The sequence below is a fragment of the Sphingobium boeckii genome, from assembly GCF_014199215.1.
GTDB classification, from domain to species: domain Bacteria; phylum Pseudomonadota; class Alphaproteobacteria; order Sphingomonadales; family Sphingomonadaceae; genus Sphingobium_A; species Sphingobium_A boeckii.
Genome location: NZ_JACIJC010000003.1, coordinates 302,857 through 323,799, shown reverse-complemented (window position 1 = coordinate 323,799; position 20,943 = coordinate 302,857). Strand labels below are relative to the sequence as shown.

The window sequence follows — 20,943 nt, the reverse complement described above, 5'->3', positions numbered from 1 at the left end:
TATGCTGAGCGTCCCATGCCCTTATTGTGGTCCGCGCGACGAAACCGAGTTCGTGAACGGTGGCGAAGGCCATGTGGATCGTCCTGTGCCGCCCGAGGCCGTCGGCGATGCGGATTGGGCGGCCTATCTGTTTTTCCACGATAATCCGAAGGGACATTTAAGGGAGCGCTGGCTGCACGCCTTTGGATGCCGGCGCTGGTTCCATGCCATTCGCAGCACTGCGGACCATGCGATCGCGCTGACATACCCGATCGACGCCAAACCGGATTTTCCTGCGTGAGCGGTTTTCGGCTGAAAGACCATCCGCGCGCCGCCGCCGCTGAAATCGGCTTCCGCTTCAACGGCAGCGATTATCGCGGGCGGGCGGGTGACACGCTGGCGGCCGCGCTAATCGCCAATGGCGTGGTCGTGGTCGGGCGGAGCTTCAAATATCACCGGCCTCGCGGGATCATCGGCAGCGGCTTTGCCGAGACCAACGCACTGGTCCAATTGGGCACGGGCGCGCACACGGTGCCCAATGCGGTTGCGACGCGGGTGCCTTTGCGCGAAGGGCTTGCGGCGTCGAGCGTCAATTGCTGGCCCTCGGTCGGTTTCGATCTGGGCGGACTGAACGACCGCTTTTCGCGACTGCTGTCTGCGGGATTCTATTACAAGACCTTTATCTGGCCGAGCTGGCATCTGTTCGAACCGATCATCCGCAGACTGGCGGGGCTGGGCCGCGCGCCCACCTTGCCCGATCCCGATCGATATGCAGCGCGCAGCCATGCGTGCGACGTGCTGGTGATTGGCGGTGGTCCAGCGGGCATGGCGGCGGCGCGCGCCGCCGCGGGGGGGGGCGTTCAGGTCACGCTGGTGGAGGCAGACGACCATGTGGCGATGGAGCCGCTGCCCAATCTGCGCATTCTCACCCGGACGACGGCGAGCGGCTATCATGATCACAATCTGGTCACCGCTGTTGAAGAGATCGATGGCCCGGTGGTGCGCCAGCGTTTTTGGAAGATCCGGGCAAAACGCGTGTTAATCGCCGGCGGGGCGTTCGAACGGCCTTTGCTGTTTGGCTGCAATGACCGGCCCGGTGTGATGCTGGCCGGTTCGATCCTTCACTATCTGGAGCGGCATGGCGTAGCGGCGGGGCGGAGACCGCTGTTCGCGGTGGTGGATGATCAAGGTTATGACGTGGCCATCGCCGCCCGGCGCGCGGGGCTCGATGTGGTCGGCATCGTCGATGCGCGTCCGGAGCCCGGCCCGATCGCCGCGGCGGCCGATGCACTGGGAATCGCCATTTATCCGAACCACAGCGTGACGCGCGCGATCGGGCGCAAGGTGGTCTCCGGCGCGGAACTGATCGATCAGGCCACGGGCCAGCGCATCCGCATCGTCTGCGATCTGATCGGCATGTCCGGCGGCTGGAGCCCGGCGGTGCAGCTTTTCACGCAATCGGGCGGCACCTTGCGGTTCGAAGACCGGATCGGCGCGTTCGTGCCGGATCGCTCTGTGCAGAACGCACGATCCTGCGGCGCGGCGCGGGGCATCTTCGATCATGCGGATTGCATCGCGGATGGCGCGGCTGCGGGGCATTGGGCGGCGACTGGCGAAGACCGGGAGGTGCCGGAAATCGCCGCGGCCGTCCGCGCGCCGCTGCATCTGCCGCCGCCGGGCGCGAAAGCGTTCGTGGACATGCAGACCGATGTGACGGTGGACGATCTCCGTCAGGCGACGGACGAGAATTACCGGTCCGTGGAGCATGTGAAACGCTACACCGTGTGGGGCATGGGCACCGATCAGGGCAAGCTCGGCGCGGTTAACGGCGTGGCCGTGCTGGCGGCCTTGCAGGGGCTCGCGCCGGGGGCGCTGGGCACCACGAAATTCCGCCCGCCCTTCGCGCCGGTCGCCTTTGGCGCTGTGGCGGCGGACCGGCTGCTCGGCCCGTTCTTTCATCCCTGGAAACATCTGCCCGCGCATCACTGGCATGTGGCGCAGAATGCGGTGTTCGAGGATTATGGCTGGCTGCGGCCCTCGCATTATCCCGAGGGGGACGAGACGATGGCCGAGGCAGCGCATCGAGAGGCGCTGGCGGTGCGCGGCCGGGTCGGGTTGTTCGACAGCTCTTCGCTGGGGTCGATCGAGATCAGGGGGCGCGATGCCGGCCGTTTCCTCGATCTGATGTCGGTCGGATCCCCCAGCACGATCAAGCTGGGCGCAGTGCGCTACAATCTGCTGTGCAATGAACTCGGCACGCTGATGGACGATGGCGTGATCGCGCGGCTGGGCGAGGATCATTTCCTGATGACCGCGAGCACCAGCCATGCCGAACGCGTCTATCGCTGGCTGGATGAATGGCATCAATGCGAATGGCCGCTCGCTCTCAGCATCGCGGAGCAGACCGCGCGCTGGGCGGTGTTGACCGTGGCGGGGCCGCGCGCGCGCATTGTGCTGGAAAACGCCGATTGCGATGTGGATCTGTCACGCGAAGCCTTTCCGCATAACCAGATTCGCAGCGGCCGGATCGCGGGAGTCGTGGCGCGCATCCAGCGGGTGAGCTTCACCGGGGAATTGAGCTTCGAGATTGCGGTAGCCGCGGATTATGCCGAAAGCCTGGCCACGCATCTGATGACCTGCGGCGCGGCGGAGGGTATCATCCCGTTCGGGCTGGAGGCGCTCGATCTGCTGCGGCTGGAGAAGGGCTATATCCACATCGGATCGGATACGGACAGCCGCACCCAGCCTGCCGATATTGGCTGGGGCAAGGGCATTGCGCGCAAGGCGGGCGATTTTCTGGGCAAGCGCTCGCTGCTCCATCCATCCGCATCCGCGCCGGGTAGGGCGCAACTGGTGGGCCTCCAGCCGGTGGACCCCGCGGTGGTGCTGCCGATCGGCGCGCATATCATCGGCGGCGATCCGCATCCCAGCCGCGGGATCGTCACCAGCAGCGGGTTCAGTCCGATGCTGGAGCGCGGTCTTTCGCTGGCCTTGCTGGACGGTGGCCGGGCGCTGATGGGGAGCGTGGTCACCGCATGGTCCGAAGGGCGAAGCTGGCCCGCCACCGTGGCCGATCCCGGCGTTTATGATCCCAGGGGAGAGCGGCTCAATGGCTGAACTTGTCGCTCGTCCACCGCTCGAGGGACGAACGCTGGAGGCGGGTGCAATTGCCATGAGCGCCGGGCCGTCCGGCGCGGATTGCGGGCATGTGTGCATCCACGTCACGGGCGCAGGCACGCTCGATCTACTCGGGATAAGCGGGATTGCGGGCAGCGATGCGGGCCGTCTGTTCACCAGGCTCGCGGCGCTCCGCGTGGAGATCGCATGGCGACGGATGGCGGGTGAGGACGCGCGGATCCAGGTCGAGCGGTTCAGCGCGGATTACCTCTGGTGCTGGCTCGTGGAAAAGGCAAAGATCGAGGCTGCGGCTTGAAAAGCCTTGGCTTGCAAATGGCTTGAGCGGACGCGCTTGACAAGTGTCTAACAAAAGGTGAGCTTCATCGAACGTCACGGGGGGAAACTCCGGACGGCTCTTCCATCAGCCGAAAGGGGGCTTGAACTATGGAACGACGCCACACGCACGCCGGGATCAGCGCACGCCGCGCGATGACGGCCACGCTTTTCGCATCGACCGCGATCCTGGCGGCTTTGCCCGCCGTCGCCCAGAGCCTCCCCGCCGAAGACGGCGCGGGCACCGAAATCATCGTGACCGCCACGCGGCGCAACGAAAGCCTGCAGGATGTGCCGATCAGCATTCAGGCCCTGGGCGGGGAAACGCTGGATCAGCAGCAGGTGTCGTCCTTCGACGATTATGCCAAGCTGCTCCCCAGCGTCAGCTTCCAGTCCTTCGGCCCCGGCCAGTCGCAGCTTTTCTTTCGTGGCATTTCCAGCGGCGGCGATGGACTCGATGCAGGGTCATTGCCCGCCACGGGCCTGTATCTCGATGAAACCCCGGTCACCACGATCGGCGGCGCGGTCGATCTGCATATCTACGACATCGCCCGCGTCGAGGCGCTGTCCGGCCCGCAGGGCACGCTGTTTGGCGCGAGTTCGCTTTCCGGCACGCTGCGGATCATCACCAACAAGCCGGATTCGAGCAAGTTCGAAGGCGGCTATGATCTTCAGCTCAACAAATTCGGCAAAGGCGATTTTGGCGGCAGCGCCGAAGGCTTTCTGAATATCCCCTTGTCCGAACGGGCGGCGTTGCGCGTGGTGGGCTATTATCGGCGCGACGGCGGCTATATCGATAACACGCTGGGCGAACGCACCTTCACGTTGGGCGATCTGGACGATGATACGAACCTGACCGTGAACAATGCGGATCTGGTGGAAAAGAATTTCAACCAGGTCGATAGCTATGGCGGGCGCGCCGCGCTGCGCATCGATCTGGACGATGAATGGACCGCGACGCCGAGCGTCGTCTACCAGCGCCAGAAGAGCCAGGGATCGTTCCTCTACGATCCGCGCGCGGGCGATCTTGAGGTACATGATTTCACCAAATCCGAGAATTTGGACCGCTGGTATCAGGCCGCGCTGACGATCGAGGGCAAGATCGGCAATTGGGACCTGGTCTATTCGGGCGGCTATTTCGAGCGCAAGATCGATAATCAGGCGGATTACTCTTATTATACCGTCGCCTATGATTATCCCGGCTATTATTACACCAATTTTCCGGATGGCGCGGGCGGTTTCCTCGATCCCACGCAGAGCCAGGTGCTCGATTACAAATATACCAAACATACGCAGGAATTGCGGGTCAGCTCGCCGGGCGACGATCGCTTCCGGATGACCGCCGGTCTGTTCTTCCAGCGGCAGACCAATGATATCGGCGGCTCCTATGAAGTGCCGGGCGTGGGATCCGTGCCGCGGGCGGGGCTGCCCAATCTGGCACCGATTCCGGGTTTCGGGGATTCGCTCTATCTCAAGGCGATGGACCGCGTTGACCGGGATTATGCGATGTTCGGCGAGGCGAGCTTCGATATCAGCCCGGCCTTCACGCTGACCGCGGGCATTCGCGGCTTCATCGTGAACAACACGCTCTTCGGCTTTTCCGGCTATAACAGCGCGATCACCGCAGCGTGCCTGCCCACGACGGATACCAGCAAGCCATGTATCAATGTGGATGGCAAGATCGTTGAATCGGGGGAGACCCACAAGGTCAGTCTCACCTGGAAGGTGGATGACGATCGCATGATCTACGCCACATATTCCACGGGCTACCGCCCCGGTGGCGTCAATCGCAATCCTGCTTATGCGCCCTATAAATCCGATACGATCAGCAATTACGAAGTGGGCTGGAAGACGAGCTGGGCGGGGGGACGGCTCCGCTTCAACGGCGCATTTTTCTATGAGAAATGGGATGACATGCAGTTTGGCCTCGCGCGGCCGGGCGACAATGGCGTCACGAGCATCTCCAATGTCGGCGGCTCCGAAGTGAAGGGTGTCGAGGCGGACATATTGTGGCGCTCCAACGGGCTGGAGGTGTCTGCATCCGGCACCTATCTTCATGCCAAGACGACCTCGCCTTTTTGCGAGGAGGATTTCTCCGGCAATATCGCGTGCACGCCTTCGGGCACGCGGCTGCCCGTCCAGCCCAGGCTCAAGGGCATCGCCACCGCGCGCTACAATTTCGATACCGGCATCGGCAAAAGCTTCGTGCAGGGATCCGTGCTGCATCAAAGCGGCACGCGGAGCTTTCTGCTTGATCAGGAAGTGGCGGTGGTGGGCTATACCGATCCCTTCACCACCTTCGATTTTTCGGCAGGAACCGCATTTTCGAACATGACGGTGGAGTTGTTCATCCAGAATGCGTTCGACAAGCGCGGTCAGCTCAGCCGCAACAGTTCCTGCGCGCCGGCCTATTGCGGCGTCTATGCGCGGGCCTATCCGGTGAAACCGCAAATGTTCGGGATCAAGTTCGGCCATCGTTTCTGAAGGCCGGTGACGGATCGGGCGGCGGCGCAGGTGAGCGCGGTCGCCCGACACCCGATCGCTATTCCAGATTGTCGTGAAGCAGATCGAGCAGGCTGAGCAGCTTCGAGAAATCTTCGGCCGAGATGCCGCGGATGAGCTTGCGATATAAGGGGGCCGTTTTCGCGCGCGCCGCGGTCAGCGTTTGCGTTCCCTTGTCGGTCAGATGCAGATCGGTCGCCCGGCCGTCCTGCTGACTGGGTGCTGTGGTGATGAGACCGGCCTTGGCCATGCGTTCAACGATGCGCACCATCGTGGAAATGTTGATCACCGCCAGCCGCGCGACCTGCGCGATGGGGAGCGGGCATTGCTCGCCCAGGATCATCAGCACCCGCCAAGTGGGGATATCAATGCCGATGGCGCGCAATTCGGTTTCAATGACCACATTATACCGGCCGACCGCGCGATTGAGCAGATAGAAGGGATAAGCGTCGACCCTGAAGGCGTCCGATCCCGGATCGCCCAGCGGCCGCAAATCCTCGCTCATTCGCAATCTCCTCCCATGGCCGCAAAGTCAGCAGATTTTACTTGCACATGCAAGTTAATCGAGTCACCTTCGCTGTTCGAATGGTCCAGAGGAGGGTTCCGTGTCCAGCGCTCAAGCACTCAAGAATTTTGCCGTCGGCATCGCCACGGGCAGCATCCAGGTGATCGACCTCACACAGACCCTGTCCGAAGACACGCCCGTATTGGTGCTGCCACCGGAATTCGGCCAGTGCGCGGCGTTCTCGCGCAAGGAAATCTCGCGTTATGATGAGCGCGGCGTCGCCTGGTATTGGAGCGATTTCACGGTGAGCGAGCATACCGGCACGCATTTCGATGCGCCCGTGCACTGGATCAGCGGCAAGGATCTGCCCGACAACACCGTGGACATGGTGCCAGCGCAGGATCTGATCGCGCCCGCCGTGGTGCTCGATTTCTCGAAGGAAGCCGCGGCCGATCCGGATTTTCTGCTGGAAGTGGCGCATATCGAAGCCTGGGAGGCCGAACATGGCCGGATCCCGGCGGGAAGCTGGGTGCTGTTCCGCACCGATTGGTCCAAGCGCGACGTGGACGCCTATACCAACCGCCGCGATGATGGCGCGCATACGCCCGGACCGTCCACGGCCGCGGTGAACCTGCTCGTCAACGAGCGCGATGTGCTGGGATTCGGCGTCGAGACGATCGGCACCGATGCGGGGCAGGCGCATCTGCTGACGCCACCCTATCCCGCGCACACGCTGTTTCACGGCGCGGGGCGCTATGGTCTTCAGTGTCTGGAGAATCTGGACAAATTGCCAGCGACCGGCGCGGTGGTGATCGCGCCGCCGCTCAAGATCAAGGACGGTTCGGGCAGTCCCTTGCGCGTTCTGGCCCTCGTCGAAGGATAAGGGCGATGGCGGAGCGGTCGTTCAAGGCGGAGGTCAAAAAGCTCGAAGCCGGTGCCGGAGAGATATTCTCGGGCGAAGGCATTCTCGCGGTGACCAAGGCGCTGCTGCAATCGGGCGTCGCCTATGTGGGTGGCTATCAGGGATCGCCGATCAGCCATCTAATGGACGTGTTTGCCGATGCGAACGATCTGCTCGCCAGCCTCGACGTGCATTTCGAAACGAGCGCATCGGAGGCGACGGCCGCCGCGATGCTCGCGGCTTCGGTCAATTATCCCCTGCGCGGCGCGGTGGCATGGAAATCCGTGGTGGGCACCAATGTGGCCTCCGATGCCTTGTCCAACGTGGCCTCGGGCGGGGTGACCGGCGGCGCGCTGATCATCGTGGGCGAGGATTATGGCGAAGGCTCCTCGATCATGCAGGAGCGCACGCACGCTTTCGCCATGAAATCGCAAATGTGGCTGCTCGATCCGCGGCCCAATCTGCCGAGCATCGTCGAAGCGGTGGAGCAGGGGTTCCTGCTGTCCGAAGCCTCCAGCACCCCGGTGATGCTGCAACTTCGTGTGCGATCCTGCCACATGACCGGTGATTTCATCGCCAAGGACAATATCCGCCCGCCGCTCACCGTGGCGCAGGCCGCCGCCGCGCCGAAGCGCGATCTGGATCGCATCGTGCTGCCGCCCGCGAATTTCCTGCATGAGCATGAAAAGATCGAGAAGCGCTGGCCCGCTGGCATCGCCTATGTGCGCGATAACAGGCTCAATGAATGGTTCGGTCCGGGCGAGGGCGATATCGGGATCATCGTTCAGGGCGGGCTCTACAACAATCTCAATCGCGCGCAGGAATTGCTTGGCCTTTCCAATGCCTATGGCGACAGCGATATTCCCATTTATTGCCTCAATGTCGCTTATCCGCTGATCCCCGAGGAAGTGGCCGATTTCTGCCGCGGCAAGCGCGCCGTACTCGTGATCGAAGAGGGGCAGCCCGAATTTATCGAGCATGAACTGAACACGCTGGTGCGCCGCGCCGATCTGCAGACGCGGATCGTGGGCAAGGATGTGATGCCGCGCGCAGGCGAATATAGCGGGCAGGTGATCAAGGACGGGATCGCGAAATTCCTGCGGGCCTGGGCACCGTCCATGGCCTTTGCCGAAACGGTGCAAACCCCGCTTGCTCCGGCGGTTGCCGCCGAAATCCCGCAGCGTCCGGCAGGCTTTTGCACCGGCTGCCCCGAACGTCCGATTTTCACGGCGATGAAGCTGGTGGAGCGCGAGCTTGGCCCGTCGCACGTCTCCGCCGATATCGGCTGTCATCTCTTCTCGATCCTGCCGCCGTTCAACATCGGCAACACCACCATGGGCTATGGCCTTGGCAGCGCGGGCGCGTCGGCCTTTAGGCCGTCCGCGGCCTCGGGCGACAAGCGCGCGATCGCGGTGATGGGTGATGGCGGTTTCTGGCACAATGGCCTGACTTCCGGCATCGGCAATGCCGTGTTCAACAAGGACGATACAGTCACGCTGATCGTCGACAATGGCTATTCGGCGGCGACGGGCGGGCAGGATATTCCCTCCTCGCGCGCCGACAACAAGGATCGCGTGACCAAGACGCCGATCGAAAAGGCCGTCCGCGGCGTGGGTGCCACCTGGGTCCGCGCGATCGACAACACGTATGATATCGCGCGGATGCGGGATACGCTGCGCGAGGCGATGACCACGCCCGAAAAGGGACCAAAGGTGATCATCGCGCAATCCGAGTGCATGTTGAACAAGCAGCGCCGCGAAAAGCCGCTGGCGACCAAGGCGATGAAGGCGGGCAAGCGCGTGGTGCGCGAACGGTTCGGGGTCGATCCCGATACCTGCACCGGCGATCATAGCTGCATCCGGCTGTCCGGCTGTCCCTCGCTGTCGATCAAGCCCAATCCCGATCCTCTGCGGCAGGATCCGGTGGCGCATGTCGACAATAGCTGCGTCGGTTGCGGGGTCTGCGGCGAAGTGAGCCATGCGGCGGTGCTGTGCCCCAGTTTCTACAAGGCCCGGATCACCGTGAACCCCACAGGCTGGGACCGGTTCAAATATCGCGCGCGTCAGGCCGTGATCGGCTTCGTCCAGAAGCGCGATGATCGCGCGCGCGCCGCGAGGGCATTTTGATGACCGGGATTGCACGAGACCGCATCTCCATCGCGATCCTGGCGCTGGGCGGGCAGGGCGGCGGCGTTCTGGCCGAATGGATTCAGGAAGTGGCGCGCCATCATGGCTGGCTGGCGCAGGGCACATCGGTGCCCGGCGTGGCGCAGCGCACCGGCTCCACCGTCTATTATGTCGAGCTGGCCAGGCAGGAGGGCGATCGCCGCCCGGTGATGGCGCAGATGCCCTTGCCGGGCGATGTGGATATCGTGCTCGCTTCCGAATTGATGGAGACGGGGCGTGCCTTGCTGCGGGGCTTCTCGTCGGCGGATCGCACCACGCTGATCGGATCGACGCACCGGATCTTCGCCATTTCAGAGAAAGCGGCGATGGGCGATGGGCGCAAGAGCAGCGCGCGGATCATCGAGGCCGCGGGTGAACGATCGAAGCGGTTCATCGGCTTCGACATGGATGCGGCGACCGCGCGGGCCGGGAGCATGATTTCTTCCGTGCTGTTCGGCGCGCTGGCGGGGAGCCATGCTCTGCCCTTTGCGCGCGAGAGCTTCGAGGATGTCATTCGCGCGGGCGGCAAGGCGGTGCCGAGCAATCTCAAGGGCTTCGAGGAGGGCTATGTCGCAGCCCAGGGCGTGATCACGATGCCGGTGGAAGAGACCGTAGCGCTCCCCGTGCCGACCACGATCGCGGGCCAGCGGCTTGCGGACCGGGTGGCCGATATTCTGCCTCTGCCCGCGCGCGCCAATGCGCTGCACGGCGTCGCGCGCCTGATGGATTATCAGGATGCGGCTTATGCCGGTCTCTATCTCGATCGGCTGGAGGCGGTGGCGCGGCGGGATGTCGCGCCCTTCCTGCTGTCGGCAGAGGCGGCGCGCCATCTGGCGCTGTGGATGAGCTATGAGGATACGATCCGCGTCGCTGATCTCAAGATCCGCGCGAGCCGCGTCGCGCGCGTGCGCGATGAGGTGCGGGTGACGGAAGATCAGCTTCTGGGCGTCACCGAATTCATGCACCCGCGCTTGCAGGAGGTGTGCGAAACGCTGCCGGCGTCGATCGGCCGCTTTATTCTGGGTCGGCCGGGCCTGAGCAAGCCGCTCAACCGTTTCTTTCGGAAAGGTCGCCATGTCGAGACCACCAGTCTGACATGGTTTCTGGTGTTGCGCACGCTGGCGGCTATGCGCGGAATGCGGCGCAAGTCGTTGCGCTTCATCGAGGAACAGGCGCGGATTTCGGATTGGCTCCGGCGCGTGGGCGATGCGGCGGCGCGTGACAATGCGCTGGCGGTGGAACTGGCCCGCAGCCAGCGCCTCGTGAAGGGCTATGGCGACACGTTCGAACGCGGCTTGCGCAATTTTCAGACCGTGACGGCCCTGTATGAAGCGCAGGTGCCCGAAGCCCGGAGCGCGTCCGACGTGAGGCGCTGGTGCGATCTCGCGCTGGCGGACGATGCCGGCACGGCACTGGCCGAGGCGCAGCGCCAGGCAGCCTGATTATCAGACACAACAAGTCCGAAATCGAGTGATTATTGACCTAATTATTGATTTCGGGCAGGCTCTGCATTGCGGACGTCGATCGACCGCTGGGGATGGAGAATCGCAATGAAGAGCCGCCTGATCAGATCATGGGTGATCGCCCTGATGGCGCTGACCATGGCGCAGCCGGCCTCCGCGCAGGAAGCCAAGCGGCGCTGGGATCAGCTTTGCCAGATCCGCAAGGATAAGTTCGATCTCGTGCTGCCGCAGGTGATGCGCGAGAACGGGATCGACATGTGGATCGTCGCGATGCGCGAGGGGCATTCCGATCCCAATGCGGAGATGCTGGGCGGCGGCTATGTCGGCGACATCGGCTATTATATCTTTACGGACAAGGGGGCTGGCCGGATCGAGCGCGCCGCGTTCGGCATAGGCGGGGCTGGGTTCGATCAATGCCCGCTTTATGATCTGAAGCCGTCACCCGATGACCTGCGCAAGTTCGTCGAGGCGCGCAATCCAAAGCGCATCGGCATCAATGTGGCGCGCGAAATCGGCACGGCGGACGGGCTGAGCCATTCGCTCTATGAAAAGCTCAATGCCGATCTGGGGCCGGATCTGGCGCAGCGGCTCACCTCTGCCGAGAAGCTCGTTTCGGATTTCCGATCCCGCCACACCGCCACTGAAATCGCCGCCTTCGCGCGCGCGGGGGAATATTCGCGCACGATCGTGGAGCGCGCCTTGTCCAACGAGGTGATCACGCCCGGCCATACCACCACCGGCCAGGTGGCCTGGTGGATGATGGAGCAATTGCACAAGGAAGGGCTGGGCGGCGCTTTCGGATTGCCGAGCATCTACATATTGGGTCCGGGCGAGCGTGGTCCGGTTTCGGGCGATCATGTCATCCAGCCGGGCGATCTGATCACGGTCGATTGGGGCGTGAACTATCTGCTGAGCTATACGGACATGAAGCGCATGGCCTATGTGCTCAAGGCCGGCGAGAATGGGCCGCCCGCCGGGGTGCAGCGCGCCTATGATCGCGGGCAGACCGTGCGGCAGATGATCCTCGACGTGATCAGGCCGGGGGTGACGGCGGGCGCGGCGCTGGCCGCGGTCAACCAGCGCGTGGCGGCAACGCCCGGCTTCGTGCTGGGCAAATATGATGATCCCAGCAAGGATCCCAAGGTCACCGATGTCGTGATCGGCAGCCATTCGGTGGGCGATTATGGTCATGGATCGGGGCCGTCCATGGCGGATTTCAATCCGCTGCGGATGACCTATGAACTGCGGCCGAGCAATTTCCTCTCGATCGAATTGTTCGTCTACACCGTGGTGCCCGAATGGGGCAGCCGCAAGATCAAGATCCCGCTGGAAGACGATGGCGTGATCACCGAGCGCGGGCTGGAATGGGTCTATCCGCCCAACAGCCGGATCCTGCTCGTCAAATAAGCCGGGCGATCCGCCCGTTCGAAATTCAATCTATTCAGGAGCATTTGCATGAAGTGGCCAGCGCAGCGCCTTGTCGGCGGGTCGAAGAAGAGCTTTGGCATGTATGAGGAAGCCGCCAAGCTGGATGCGCAGGGCGTTGACCTGATCCATCTCGAATTCGGACGCCCGCATTCGGATACGCCGCTGCATATCAAGGAGGCCGCCAAGGCCGCGCTCGATGCGGGTATCGTGCATTATGGCGAATTTGCCGGGACGACGCGTTTCCGTCAGGCGCTCGTGGAAAAACTGCGCGATTTCAACAAGCTGGATTATGGCGTGGATGAAGTGCTGGTCACCAACGGCCTTACTCATGCCTCCTTCGCGGCGTTCATGGCGGCGGTCGATCCGGGTGACGAAGTAATCCTGCTGGAGCCTTATTACCCGCAGCATATCGGCAAGACCGAATTGGCGGGTGGCACGGTGGTGATGGCACCGCTCGACGCCGCGAACAATTTCGCCATTACCAAGGAAGCGATCGCGGCGAAGATCACGCCGAAGACGCGGATGATCGTGATCGTCAATCCGGCGAACCCCACGGGCCGTGTCTACAGTCGCGAGGAATTGCAGCATGTCGCCGATCTGGCGATCGCGCATGATCTGCTCGTGCTGTCTGACGAAGTGTATGAATATATCACCTATGGCAAAGCCGAGCATATCAGCATCGCGGCCTTGCCGGGGATGCGCGAGCGGACGATCACCTGCTTCGCCTTCACCAAGGCCTATTCGATGGATGGCTGGCGGATCGGCTATGTCGTTGCCGATGCCAGGCTGATGCCCGCCATCATGCGGATCACCATGACAGACGTGACGCATGTGAACGTGTTCATCCAGGAAGGTGCGCTTGCCGCGGTCACCGGTCCGCAGGATACGATGCACGCCATGGTCGAGGCGGACCGGCGCAAGCGCGATATCGTGGTACAGGCGCTGAACCAGATGCCGGGCGTCACCTGTGCGGAGCCTGAAGCGACGATCTATGCCTTTCCCAATATCAGCGGCACGGGCATGAAATCGGCGGCACTGGCAACGGCCATCCTTCATGAGGCGCATGTCGTGACCGAGGCGGGCGGCTTTTACGGCCCCCTGGGCGATGATCATCTGCGCGTGTGCTTCGGATCGGAATCCGAGGAGCGGATCGTGGAAGCGATGGAGCGTTTGAGCGCCTTCTTCAACAAGCTCTAGGAGATAGAGTGATGATCAGGAAATTCCGTCTTGCCGCCGCCTTGCTGGCCGCGCCCGTACTACCTCTGGCGGTGGCCGCAATCCCGGCGCACGCACAACAGACGCCGGCAGGCTATGAGGCGCTCGTTGCGCTGAACACCGAATTCCGCGCCTTCGTGCCGCCGCCGATGATCGCGGGGGTTCCCGATTATTCTCCCCCTGCCATGGCGAAGCAATATGCGGAGCTGCAGCGGTTTCAGGCGCGTTTGAAGGCGATTGACGACAGCGCCTGGCCGGTCGCGCAGCGCGTGGATTACATGCTGGTGCTCGCCGAAATGCGCGGGATGGAATTCCAGCATCGCGTGGTGCAGCCATGGAAGAAGGATCCGGCGTTCTACAGCACCACCAATCTGGGGTTCGGCCCGAAGATGCACGGCGCGATCCGCTTGCCGCAACTGCCGATGGCGGCAGCCGATGTGCCCGCATTGGTCGCCCGGCTGAATGCCGTGCCCGCCGCGCTCGATCAGGCGCGCGCCAATCTGACTGACGCGCGCGGCGATCTGGCGCGGCTGGGCATCTGGCAGAAGCAGGTGGAAATCAATGTCTATGGCGAACTGGCGACCGCCGCCGCCAAGACCAACCCGCAATTGGTTGCGCCCGCCAGACGCGCGCGGGATGCGGCGATCAAGTTCAAGGCGTGGCTTGAAAGCATCGAGGCCAAGCTGCCCGCTTATGGCGGGGTGGGGATCGACAATTATAACTGGTATCTGAAGAACGTCCTGCTGACGCCCTACACGTCCGAAGAGATCCGGACGATCGGCGAGCGCGAATATGAAAGGCAGGTGGCGTTCCTCAAGATCGAGGAGCATCGCAACCGCGGCATCCCGATGATCGAACCGGTCCAGACGCGCGCCGCATTCGACGCCAAGCGCGTGGAGGAGGACAATGATCTGCTCCGCTTCCTGCGCGATGGCGACTGGATGACGATCCCGGATTATCTCAAACATGACCCGGAAGAAGGGCCATATGTCTTTCCGTTCGAAAAGGATCCGAGCAAGCCGGGGCTGTTTGATCCGCCGCTCAATCTGCACTTCTTCTTCCAGGCGGAGTTTCGGGACGGGCGGCCGCTGCGTGCGCACAATCTGCCTGGGCACGCGTTTGACGGGCTGCAATATGCGCAGGACAAACGGCCGATCCGCGGCGGTGGGCGGCTGTTTTTCGTAAACGGGCTGCGTTCGGAAGGCTGGGCTTTCTATCTGGAGGAGATGATCCTGCAGGCCGGTCTTCTTGAAGACCGGCCCAAGGCGCGCGAGATCGATTATATCCTGGGTGCCAAGCGCGCCGCGCGCATCCTGCCGGAATTGAAGATGCAGGCCAATGAATGGACCTGGGCGCAGGCCAACGCCTCATTGATCGCGCGGACGCCCAAATGGATGAAGACCGGGGACGCGGTGGCGCAATTCGATATCGAGCTTTACCTGCGCCAGCCGGGCTATGGCATTGGCTATTATATGGGCAAGGTGGAGCTGGAGAAATTGCTGTCAGAGCGCGCGATGCAGCTTGGCGACACGTTCGACATCAAGACCTTCCACGACCAATTCCGCGCGGCGGGCACGATCCCCATTTCGCTGATCCGCTGGGAGATGACGGGCAGGGATGACGAGATCAGGATGATGCGCTGACGGCAACGAACTTGATGTTGTGAGACATAACGGTTCCGGACAATCTTTCGATTGCGAATGAAGATCGTTTTCGAAGGAGTTTTATGTTTCTAGCCTTGCTGCTGGCCGCTGCGCCACCCGAAGCGGTCGCCCAGCCCGATCCCTATCTGGAATTTGCCTTTGAGGCGCTGGTCACGTTGTCTGATCGTGTGGTCACGGGAAAATCTGCACGCGGCGGTCGCGGATACACGCCCATAACGGGTGGTAGCTTTCACGGCCCTTCTATCCGTGGAGAGGTGCTGCCCGGAGGCTGGGATTGGCAATTGGAGCGCACCGATGGATGTCGGGAGATCAAGGCCGATTACATGCTCAAGACGGATGATGGCACCATCATCAACATTCTGAATACCGGGACGATATGCCCCAATGCGGATGGCAGGCCCACGCTCGCGCGCACGCAGCCCGTATTCGAGGCTCCGATCGGAAAATATGACTGGCTGAGCAAAGGCGGCTTTGTCGGCACGCTCGAACCCGGACAGGCACCCGATGGCGGGCGCGCCGTCCGGTTACGCTTTTTCAGGGTCAGGTGATCTCAGCGGGATAAGGCTGACAAAGGAGTATGCGCCCACATCTTGCTCACCTCATCGTCATAACCGGTGAGATCGTAGCGCAGCAGCGACACCGGCAGACGGCCGGTGTTCATCAGATAATCGTGATAATCCTTGATCGAGAAGGCGTCGCCAAGCTGCCTGTTGCGATCGACCATCAGTTTCTGGAGCTGGGCCATGCCGACGGTATAGGTCATGCCATAGCCGGGCGGGCGGCGGAGATAGATGGCGGCGTCGGTGCGCGCGACATTATCGTCCAGATAGGGCGTCCATTCCTTCCACAGCTTCATCGTCTGCTCGACGTTCATCTCGTTGCGCTGCATCCGCACATCGCCCATCGTGCGGGAAGCGCGGAACAGGGCGAAGATATAGATCAGCTCGCGGGTGCGCGGGCGATCGTCGAACAGGCCGAGCTGGAGCGCGGTTTCCTCCAGATAGAAGCCCCAGCCCTCGGTGCGGCCGCTGTCCCTAATCTTGCCCCGGATCGGATCGGTGACGCGCGCGCCGGTTAGCCCGTCAAACTTATGGCCGGGGAAGGTGGCGTGGAGATGATCGGGGGAGGCATCGCGAAACTGGACCTGTTCCCAGAACATCGGCCCCTCCGGGCGGACGATCCAAGGGGCGTTATAGCCCACTTCCTGATAGGTTTTGGGGATGTAGTCCGGGATGGTGATGATCTCTTCGTCGACCAGCCATTTGCGGATCTTGGCGTCAGTGCCCGCAAGCTGCGCTTCATGTTCAGCGGCGGATTTGGGCAATTCAAGCTCGGGCAGCTTGCGGTTGCGGTGCCGTTCGGTGGTGTAGAAAGCCCAGGTCCGCTCCAGTTCGCGCTGCGCCAGATCGACCACCTGATCGGAGGTATAGGGCATCAGGCGGACATTCCTGAGGAACCAGTCATAGGCCGGTTTGCCCACGCCCGCCTGAGCGGTCATCTTCGGCTGATTGGTGACGAGCCAGCGGCGGTAATCCTCGATCGCGCGCTCGGCCGCCTTGATATCGGGCACCAGCGCCGGCTGCTGCTTGGCTGCACGATCGCGCAGATCCGCAAACCAGCCGATCAAGCCGGCGGGTTCGACCGCGCGATAGGGCATCCCATGGCCTACGCCGTCGCCATGCGAAAGCGTGTGCAGCGCCAGCGTGGCATAGTCCGCCGCGCCCGAATCGAGATTGACCTTGGCCTGTGCCAGATAGGCGGGGATGCCTTTGAGGCGCGCCTGATAGGCCGACAGCGCGGCCCCCTTCAGCGGCAGATCGGCATAGGCCAGCCGCTGGAGTTCATCGACATAAAAGCCGGGATCGCGCGCCCAGGGCTTGGTGATGTTGAGGATGAAATCCTGCTGATCCATCTGCGCCCGCACCGCCAGGTAATCGGCCTGCTTGTGGCGATCCCAATTTGCGACTCCAAAGCCGGTGAGCTTGTCCTGAAAGGTCTTGAGCTGGGCGCGGCGCTGCTGGACCACCGCCGGACTGTAATCGACCACGCCGTTGACGGGTTTCGGATCCTTCCAGCCATCGAATTCCGTGAAGAGGCTGACGAGATCCTCATATCGGCCGGGGCCGCTGGGCGGTGTTGCGGTGTCGGGTGTGGCCGCCGCAGCAGGAGGCAGGGCGGCCGGCGTCAGCGTGACGCTGCCGAGCAACAGAGATATGACGAACAGCTTTGAAGCCTTGCGCATGATTACATGTCCTTCCTGCACCGTGAATATGGCATTGCGACTGCAACACGCGTCGCTGACGATAGTGCATCCATAAATGCGTGATTTTGACGATGTTGTTCCAGAAGCACGCATCGGTCAAGCCGCTGGATATTGATGGGCGCAATAGGTGGCATCCCGGCAAGGGCGATGGTGGCATGTTCGAAAACGCGATCGGCATTGCCACCGATTCGTCACGCCGTTCGAAAGAGTCCGCCGACATTTCCCCGCGGTGATAGCGGGATGCGGCACCGGGGGTGTTGCTCTGGTGCCGCATTTTCGCACTTTGTTTCGCAAAAATGTCATTTTTCACATTTTGTGTGCGGTCATCCTTGACCCCATGATTCAATTATGATCAAAATCACGCGCTTGTGCACCAAAAGGGGTTGGATAGAGTGCGGCCAGCATCGAGATGTGCGGCCCGCCTAAAGTCATTCGGGGAGATAATAATATGATGAAGCATTCGTCGGTCACACGGGCAGCCCTCAAGGGCGGCTCATCCATTCTGCTCGCAGCCCTGGCCATGGGGCACGCCTTCGCGCAAACCGCGGAATCAGGCGATATTTCGGGCATCGAAGCCGCGCCAGAAGGCGAGGGCATCGTGGTCACCGGTTCGCGCATTCCGCGTCCGGACATCGTTTCCAACAGCCCGGTCAATGTGGTCAGCGCTGAGGAAATCAAGCTGACCGCCACCAATGAGACCGAGCAGTTGCTCAACTCCCTGCCGCAGGCTGCAGCGGGTGCCGGTGCGCAATCGAATGCTGGCAATGGCTCCGCCACCGTCAATCTGCGTAACCTGGGTGCCGTGCGCACGCTGGTCCTGCAGAATGGCCGCCGCATCGTCGGCTCCAGCCAGGATGGCGTCGTCGATCTCAACATGATCCCGCCCTCGCTGATCGAGCGCGTCGAAGTCGTCACCGGCGGCGCATCGGCGGTTTACGGTTCGGACGCCATGGCCGGCGTGGTCAATTTCGTGACCAAGACCGATTTCGAAGGTCTTGAGGCTGGCGGCTCTTATGGCATCAGCGACGAAGGCGATGCAGAACGCTATAATGTCGAGCTTACCGTGGGCGGCAATTTCGCTGACGGCCGCGGCAATATGGTGTTCCATGGCAGCTATTATGATCGTGCACAGGTCAAGGGCGCAGCGCGCGCCCATGCGTCGCGCTTCCTGGTCGATGCCGTGCAGAATGGCGTGGGCGTGCTGGTGCCCGGTGGCAATGGCGTGACTCCGCAGGGCACGATTTTCACCCCGGCCTTGATCGGTTTGCCCGATCAGTTCGGCAATCCCATCGGCGCGACGGGCATCTTCTTCGCGCCCGAAGGCTGGCGCGCCTATCGCACCAGCGACGGTTTTAACGATCGCCCCTATACCAATCTTCAGATGCCGATGAAGCGCTGGCAGGGTTCGGTGCTCGGCCATTATGATCTGACCGATGATGTCACCGCTTTCTGGGAAGGCGCTTATGTCCGCAGCAAATTGAATTCCACCCTGGGCGCGGTGCCGATGAGCAGCTCGGGCTTCATCCCCGGCTTCCAGCTCGATCTGCGCAATCCCTATCTGGCCCCGTCGTTGCGCGAATTCCTGCGCAACAACCTTGATACCGACGGCAACAATCTGGTGCCGCTCAACATCAATCGCCGTCTGCTCGATGCTGGCGATCGCACGAACGACCAGACGCGCGAATTTTCGCGCTTCGTCGTCGGCCTGAAGGGTGGGCTGACCAGCAGCCTGAATTGGGAAGTGTTCTACAATCAGGGCAATTTCACACTGACCGAAGAACAGGGCGGCGGTGTGCTGATCGATAATTTCGCGAACAGCTTCCTGACCAATCCGGCGGATCCTTTCGATTGCGCGGTGGCCGATCCACGCTGCGTCACGATCAACCCGTTCGGGCTGAATTCGCTGACCCAGCCGATGATCGACTATATCTCGACCGATCTGACCAACATCACCAAGATCTCGCAAAAGCAGCTCGGTGGTAGCGTGACCGGCACGCTGTTCGCTTTGCCAGCGGGCAATGTCGGCATCTCGGTGGGTGCCGAATATCGCAAGGAAAGCTCGCAATTCACGCCTGACCAGCTCTATATCCAGGGCAAGGCGCTGTCGCGTTCGGCGGGCATCCAGGCAACCGGCGGCTCGTTCGACGTGAAGGAAGCCTATGGCGAGCTTTACGTGCCAATCCTGGCTGACATGCCCGGCGTTCACCTGCTCGCCTTCGAGGGCGGCGTGCGTTATTCTGATTATTCGACCGCGGGCACCGTCATTTCATACAAGGCCGGCGGCGAATATTCGCCCTTCGCCGCGTTGAAATTCCGGGGTCTCTATCAGCGTGCTGTGCGCGCCCCGAACGTAATCGAGCTGTTCTCGGGTGCCACCAACACGGCACCGCAGGCGACCGACTTCTGCAGCGCGACCGCAAGCCCGACTGCAACCGAACGCGCCTTCTGCATCAATTCCCTGGGCATTCCGGCTGCGATCATGAACGCACCCGGTGGTTTCCAGCAGGAAAACACGCAGATCCGTGCAATCACCGGCGGCAATCCCGATCTGCAGGAAGAAGTGTCCGATACCTGGTCGGTCGGTGCGGTGTTCCGCCCCGAGTTCATTCCGAACCTCCAGGTCACGGTCGATTATTACAACATCAAGATCGAGGACGCGATCGGCTCGTTCGGTGGTGGTCTTCAGGCGGTGATCACGGCGTGCCGCGGCAATCTGACGATGAGCAACATCTTCTGCCAGCCGCTCGCAAACCGCACCCCCGACGGTCAGTTGTTCGACGTGCCGCTGCTCAATGCGAACATCTCCTCGCTCAAGAATGCGGGCGTCGATTTCCGCGTGGATTATCGTCACGACGTCGGATCGCTCGGCGGCCTGAGCTACTTCCTGGCAGGCAGCTATCTGATCAAGTCGATCACCCAGGGCAGCCCGATCGCAGCGCCGATCGATTGCGCCGGTTATATCGGCGGTGGTAGCTGTGGCAGTGCGAACCCGACCTGGCGCTTCACCCAGCGTCTGACCTGGGACTTCGATGCGTTCCAGCTTTCGCTGCGCCATCGTTTCATCGGTTCGACCAAGGATGGGCGCATCGCCGCGGCCAAGGCTTCGGGTGCGGCAGCACCGCTGCTCGCCGTGCCGTCCACGGGCACGGTCCATTATTTCGATCTCAGCGCCGGCTATGATTTCGAAGATGGCTTCAGCTTCTTCGGCACGATCGACAATCTGACCGATCGCAATCCGCCGTATCAGCTCTTCGAGCGGGAAACCTACGACGCGATCGGCCGTCGCTTCACGCTTGGCTTCCGCAAGAAGTTCTGAGTGGCAACGGACCGGCGGTGGCGGCATCATGCCACCGCCGGTCCGTCAGCCCGGCATCGGGCATAAGTCTATGGCCTTTGCCGCAAAGGTCT

Annotated in this window: 15 protein-coding genes; 13 read left to right on the top strand and 2 right to left on the bottom strand. The window is 62.3% G+C overall.

What is annotated here, in order from left to right:
* Position 1: 1 nt before the first annotated feature.
* From FHS49_RS09970 to FHS49_RS09955, 4 genes are all read left to right on the top strand, one after another.
* Complete coding sequence (locus FHS49_RS09970; RefSeq protein WP_184017958.1) at positions 2-280, top strand: sarcosine oxidase subunit delta; 279 nt, start codon at positions 2-4, stop codon at positions 278-280.
* Positions 277-3,096: a 2Fe-2S iron-sulfur cluster-binding protein gene (locus FHS49_RS09965; protein ID WP_343052954.1), complete on the top strand. Its 2,820-nt coding sequence runs from the start codon at positions 277-279 to the stop codon at positions 3,094-3,096. The genes FHS49_RS09970 and FHS49_RS09965 overlap by 4 nt, the downstream gene beginning before the upstream one ends.
* Complete coding sequence (locus FHS49_RS09960; RefSeq protein ID WP_184017954.1) at positions 3,089-3,412, top strand: hypothetical protein; 324 nt, start codon at positions 3,089-3,091, stop codon at positions 3,410-3,412. Before FHS49_RS09965 ends, FHS49_RS09960 begins: the two co-directional genes overlap by 8 nt.
* A gap of 128 nt (positions 3,413-3,540) precedes the next feature.
* Positions 3,541-5,913: a TonB-dependent receptor gene (locus FHS49_RS09955; protein ID WP_184017952.1), complete on the top strand. Its 2,373-nt coding sequence runs from the start codon at positions 3,541-3,543 to the stop codon at positions 5,911-5,913.
* Positions 5,914-5,971: 58 nt separating this feature from the next.
* On the opposite strand, the gene FHS49_RS09950 is transcribed toward FHS49_RS09955, so the two are convergent.
* A complete protein-coding gene (locus FHS49_RS09950) occupies positions 5,972-6,436 on the bottom strand; it encodes a MarR family winged helix-turn-helix transcriptional regulator (protein ID WP_184017950.1) in 465 nt (154 codons plus the stop codon).
* A gap of 100 nt (positions 6,437-6,536) precedes the next feature.
* Here FHS49_RS09950 and FHS49_RS09945 point away from each other — a divergent pair, with 100 nt between their 5' ends.
* From FHS49_RS09945 to FHS49_RS09915, 7 genes are all read left to right on the top strand, one after another.
* A complete protein-coding gene (locus FHS49_RS09945; protein ID WP_184017948.1) occupies positions 6,537-7,319 on the top strand; it encodes a cyclase family protein in 783 nt (260 codons plus the stop codon).
* 5 nt (positions 7,320-7,324) lie between these two features.
* Complete coding sequence (locus tag FHS49_RS09940) at positions 7,325-9,463, top strand: ferredoxin family protein (RefSeq protein WP_184017946.1); 2,139 nt, start codon at positions 7,325-7,327, stop codon at positions 9,461-9,463.
* Positions 9,463-10,944, top strand: coding sequence for an indolepyruvate oxidoreductase subunit beta family protein (locus FHS49_RS09935; protein WP_184017944.1), 1,482 nt, complete (start codon positions 9,463-9,465; stop codon positions 10,942-10,944). The genes FHS49_RS09940 and FHS49_RS09935 overlap by 1 nt, the downstream gene beginning before the upstream one ends.
* 108 nt (positions 10,945-11,052) lie before the next feature.
* On the top strand, positions 11,053-12,372 hold the full coding sequence (locus FHS49_RS09930; RefSeq protein ID WP_184017942.1) for a M24 family metallopeptidase: 1,320 nt from the start codon (positions 11,053-11,055) through the stop codon (positions 12,370-12,372).
* A gap of 48 nt (positions 12,373-12,420) precedes the next feature.
* On the top strand, positions 12,421-13,590 hold the full coding sequence (locus FHS49_RS09925; protein WP_184017940.1) for a pyridoxal phosphate-dependent aminotransferase: 1,170 nt from the start codon (positions 12,421-12,423) through the stop codon (positions 13,588-13,590).
* 11 nt (positions 13,591-13,601) lie between these two features.
* Positions 13,602-15,251 (top strand): DUF885 family protein, encoded by a 1,650-nt coding sequence (locus tag FHS49_RS09920; RefSeq protein WP_184017938.1) that lies wholly within the window; start codon positions 13,602-13,604, stop codon positions 15,249-15,251.
* Positions 15,252-15,334: 83 nt separating this feature from the next.
* The gene (locus FHS49_RS09915; RefSeq protein WP_184017936.1) at positions 15,335-15,820 is read left to right on the top strand and encodes a DUF3237 domain-containing protein; all 486 of its coding nucleotides are present in this window, start codon (positions 15,335-15,337) and stop codon (positions 15,818-15,820) included.
* Positions 15,821-15,822: 2 nt separating this feature from the next.
* On the opposite strand, the gene FHS49_RS09910 is transcribed toward FHS49_RS09915, so the two are convergent.
* On the bottom strand, positions 15,823-17,514 hold the full coding sequence (locus tag FHS49_RS09910; RefSeq protein ID WP_184017934.1) for a DUF885 family protein: 1,692 nt from the start codon (positions 17,512-17,514) through the stop codon (positions 15,823-15,825).
* 86 nt (positions 17,515-17,600) lie between these two features.
* Here FHS49_RS09910 and FHS49_RS09905 point away from each other — a divergent pair, with 86 nt between their 5' ends.
* Together FHS49_RS09905 and FHS49_RS09900 are read left to right on the top strand one after the other, a co-directional pair.
* Positions 17,601-17,768 carry a hypothetical protein gene (locus FHS49_RS09905; RefSeq protein ID WP_184017932.1) on the top strand — a complete coding sequence of 56 codons (168 nt, stop codon included), beginning with the start codon at positions 17,601-17,603 and terminating at the stop codon, positions 17,766-17,768.
* Between the two features lie 215 nt (positions 17,769-17,983).
* Complete coding sequence (locus tag FHS49_RS09900) at positions 17,984-20,851, top strand: TonB-dependent receptor plug domain-containing protein (RefSeq protein WP_184017930.1); 2,868 nt, start codon at positions 17,984-17,986, stop codon at positions 20,849-20,851.
* The last annotated feature ends 92 nt before the right edge of the window (positions 20,852-20,943 follow it).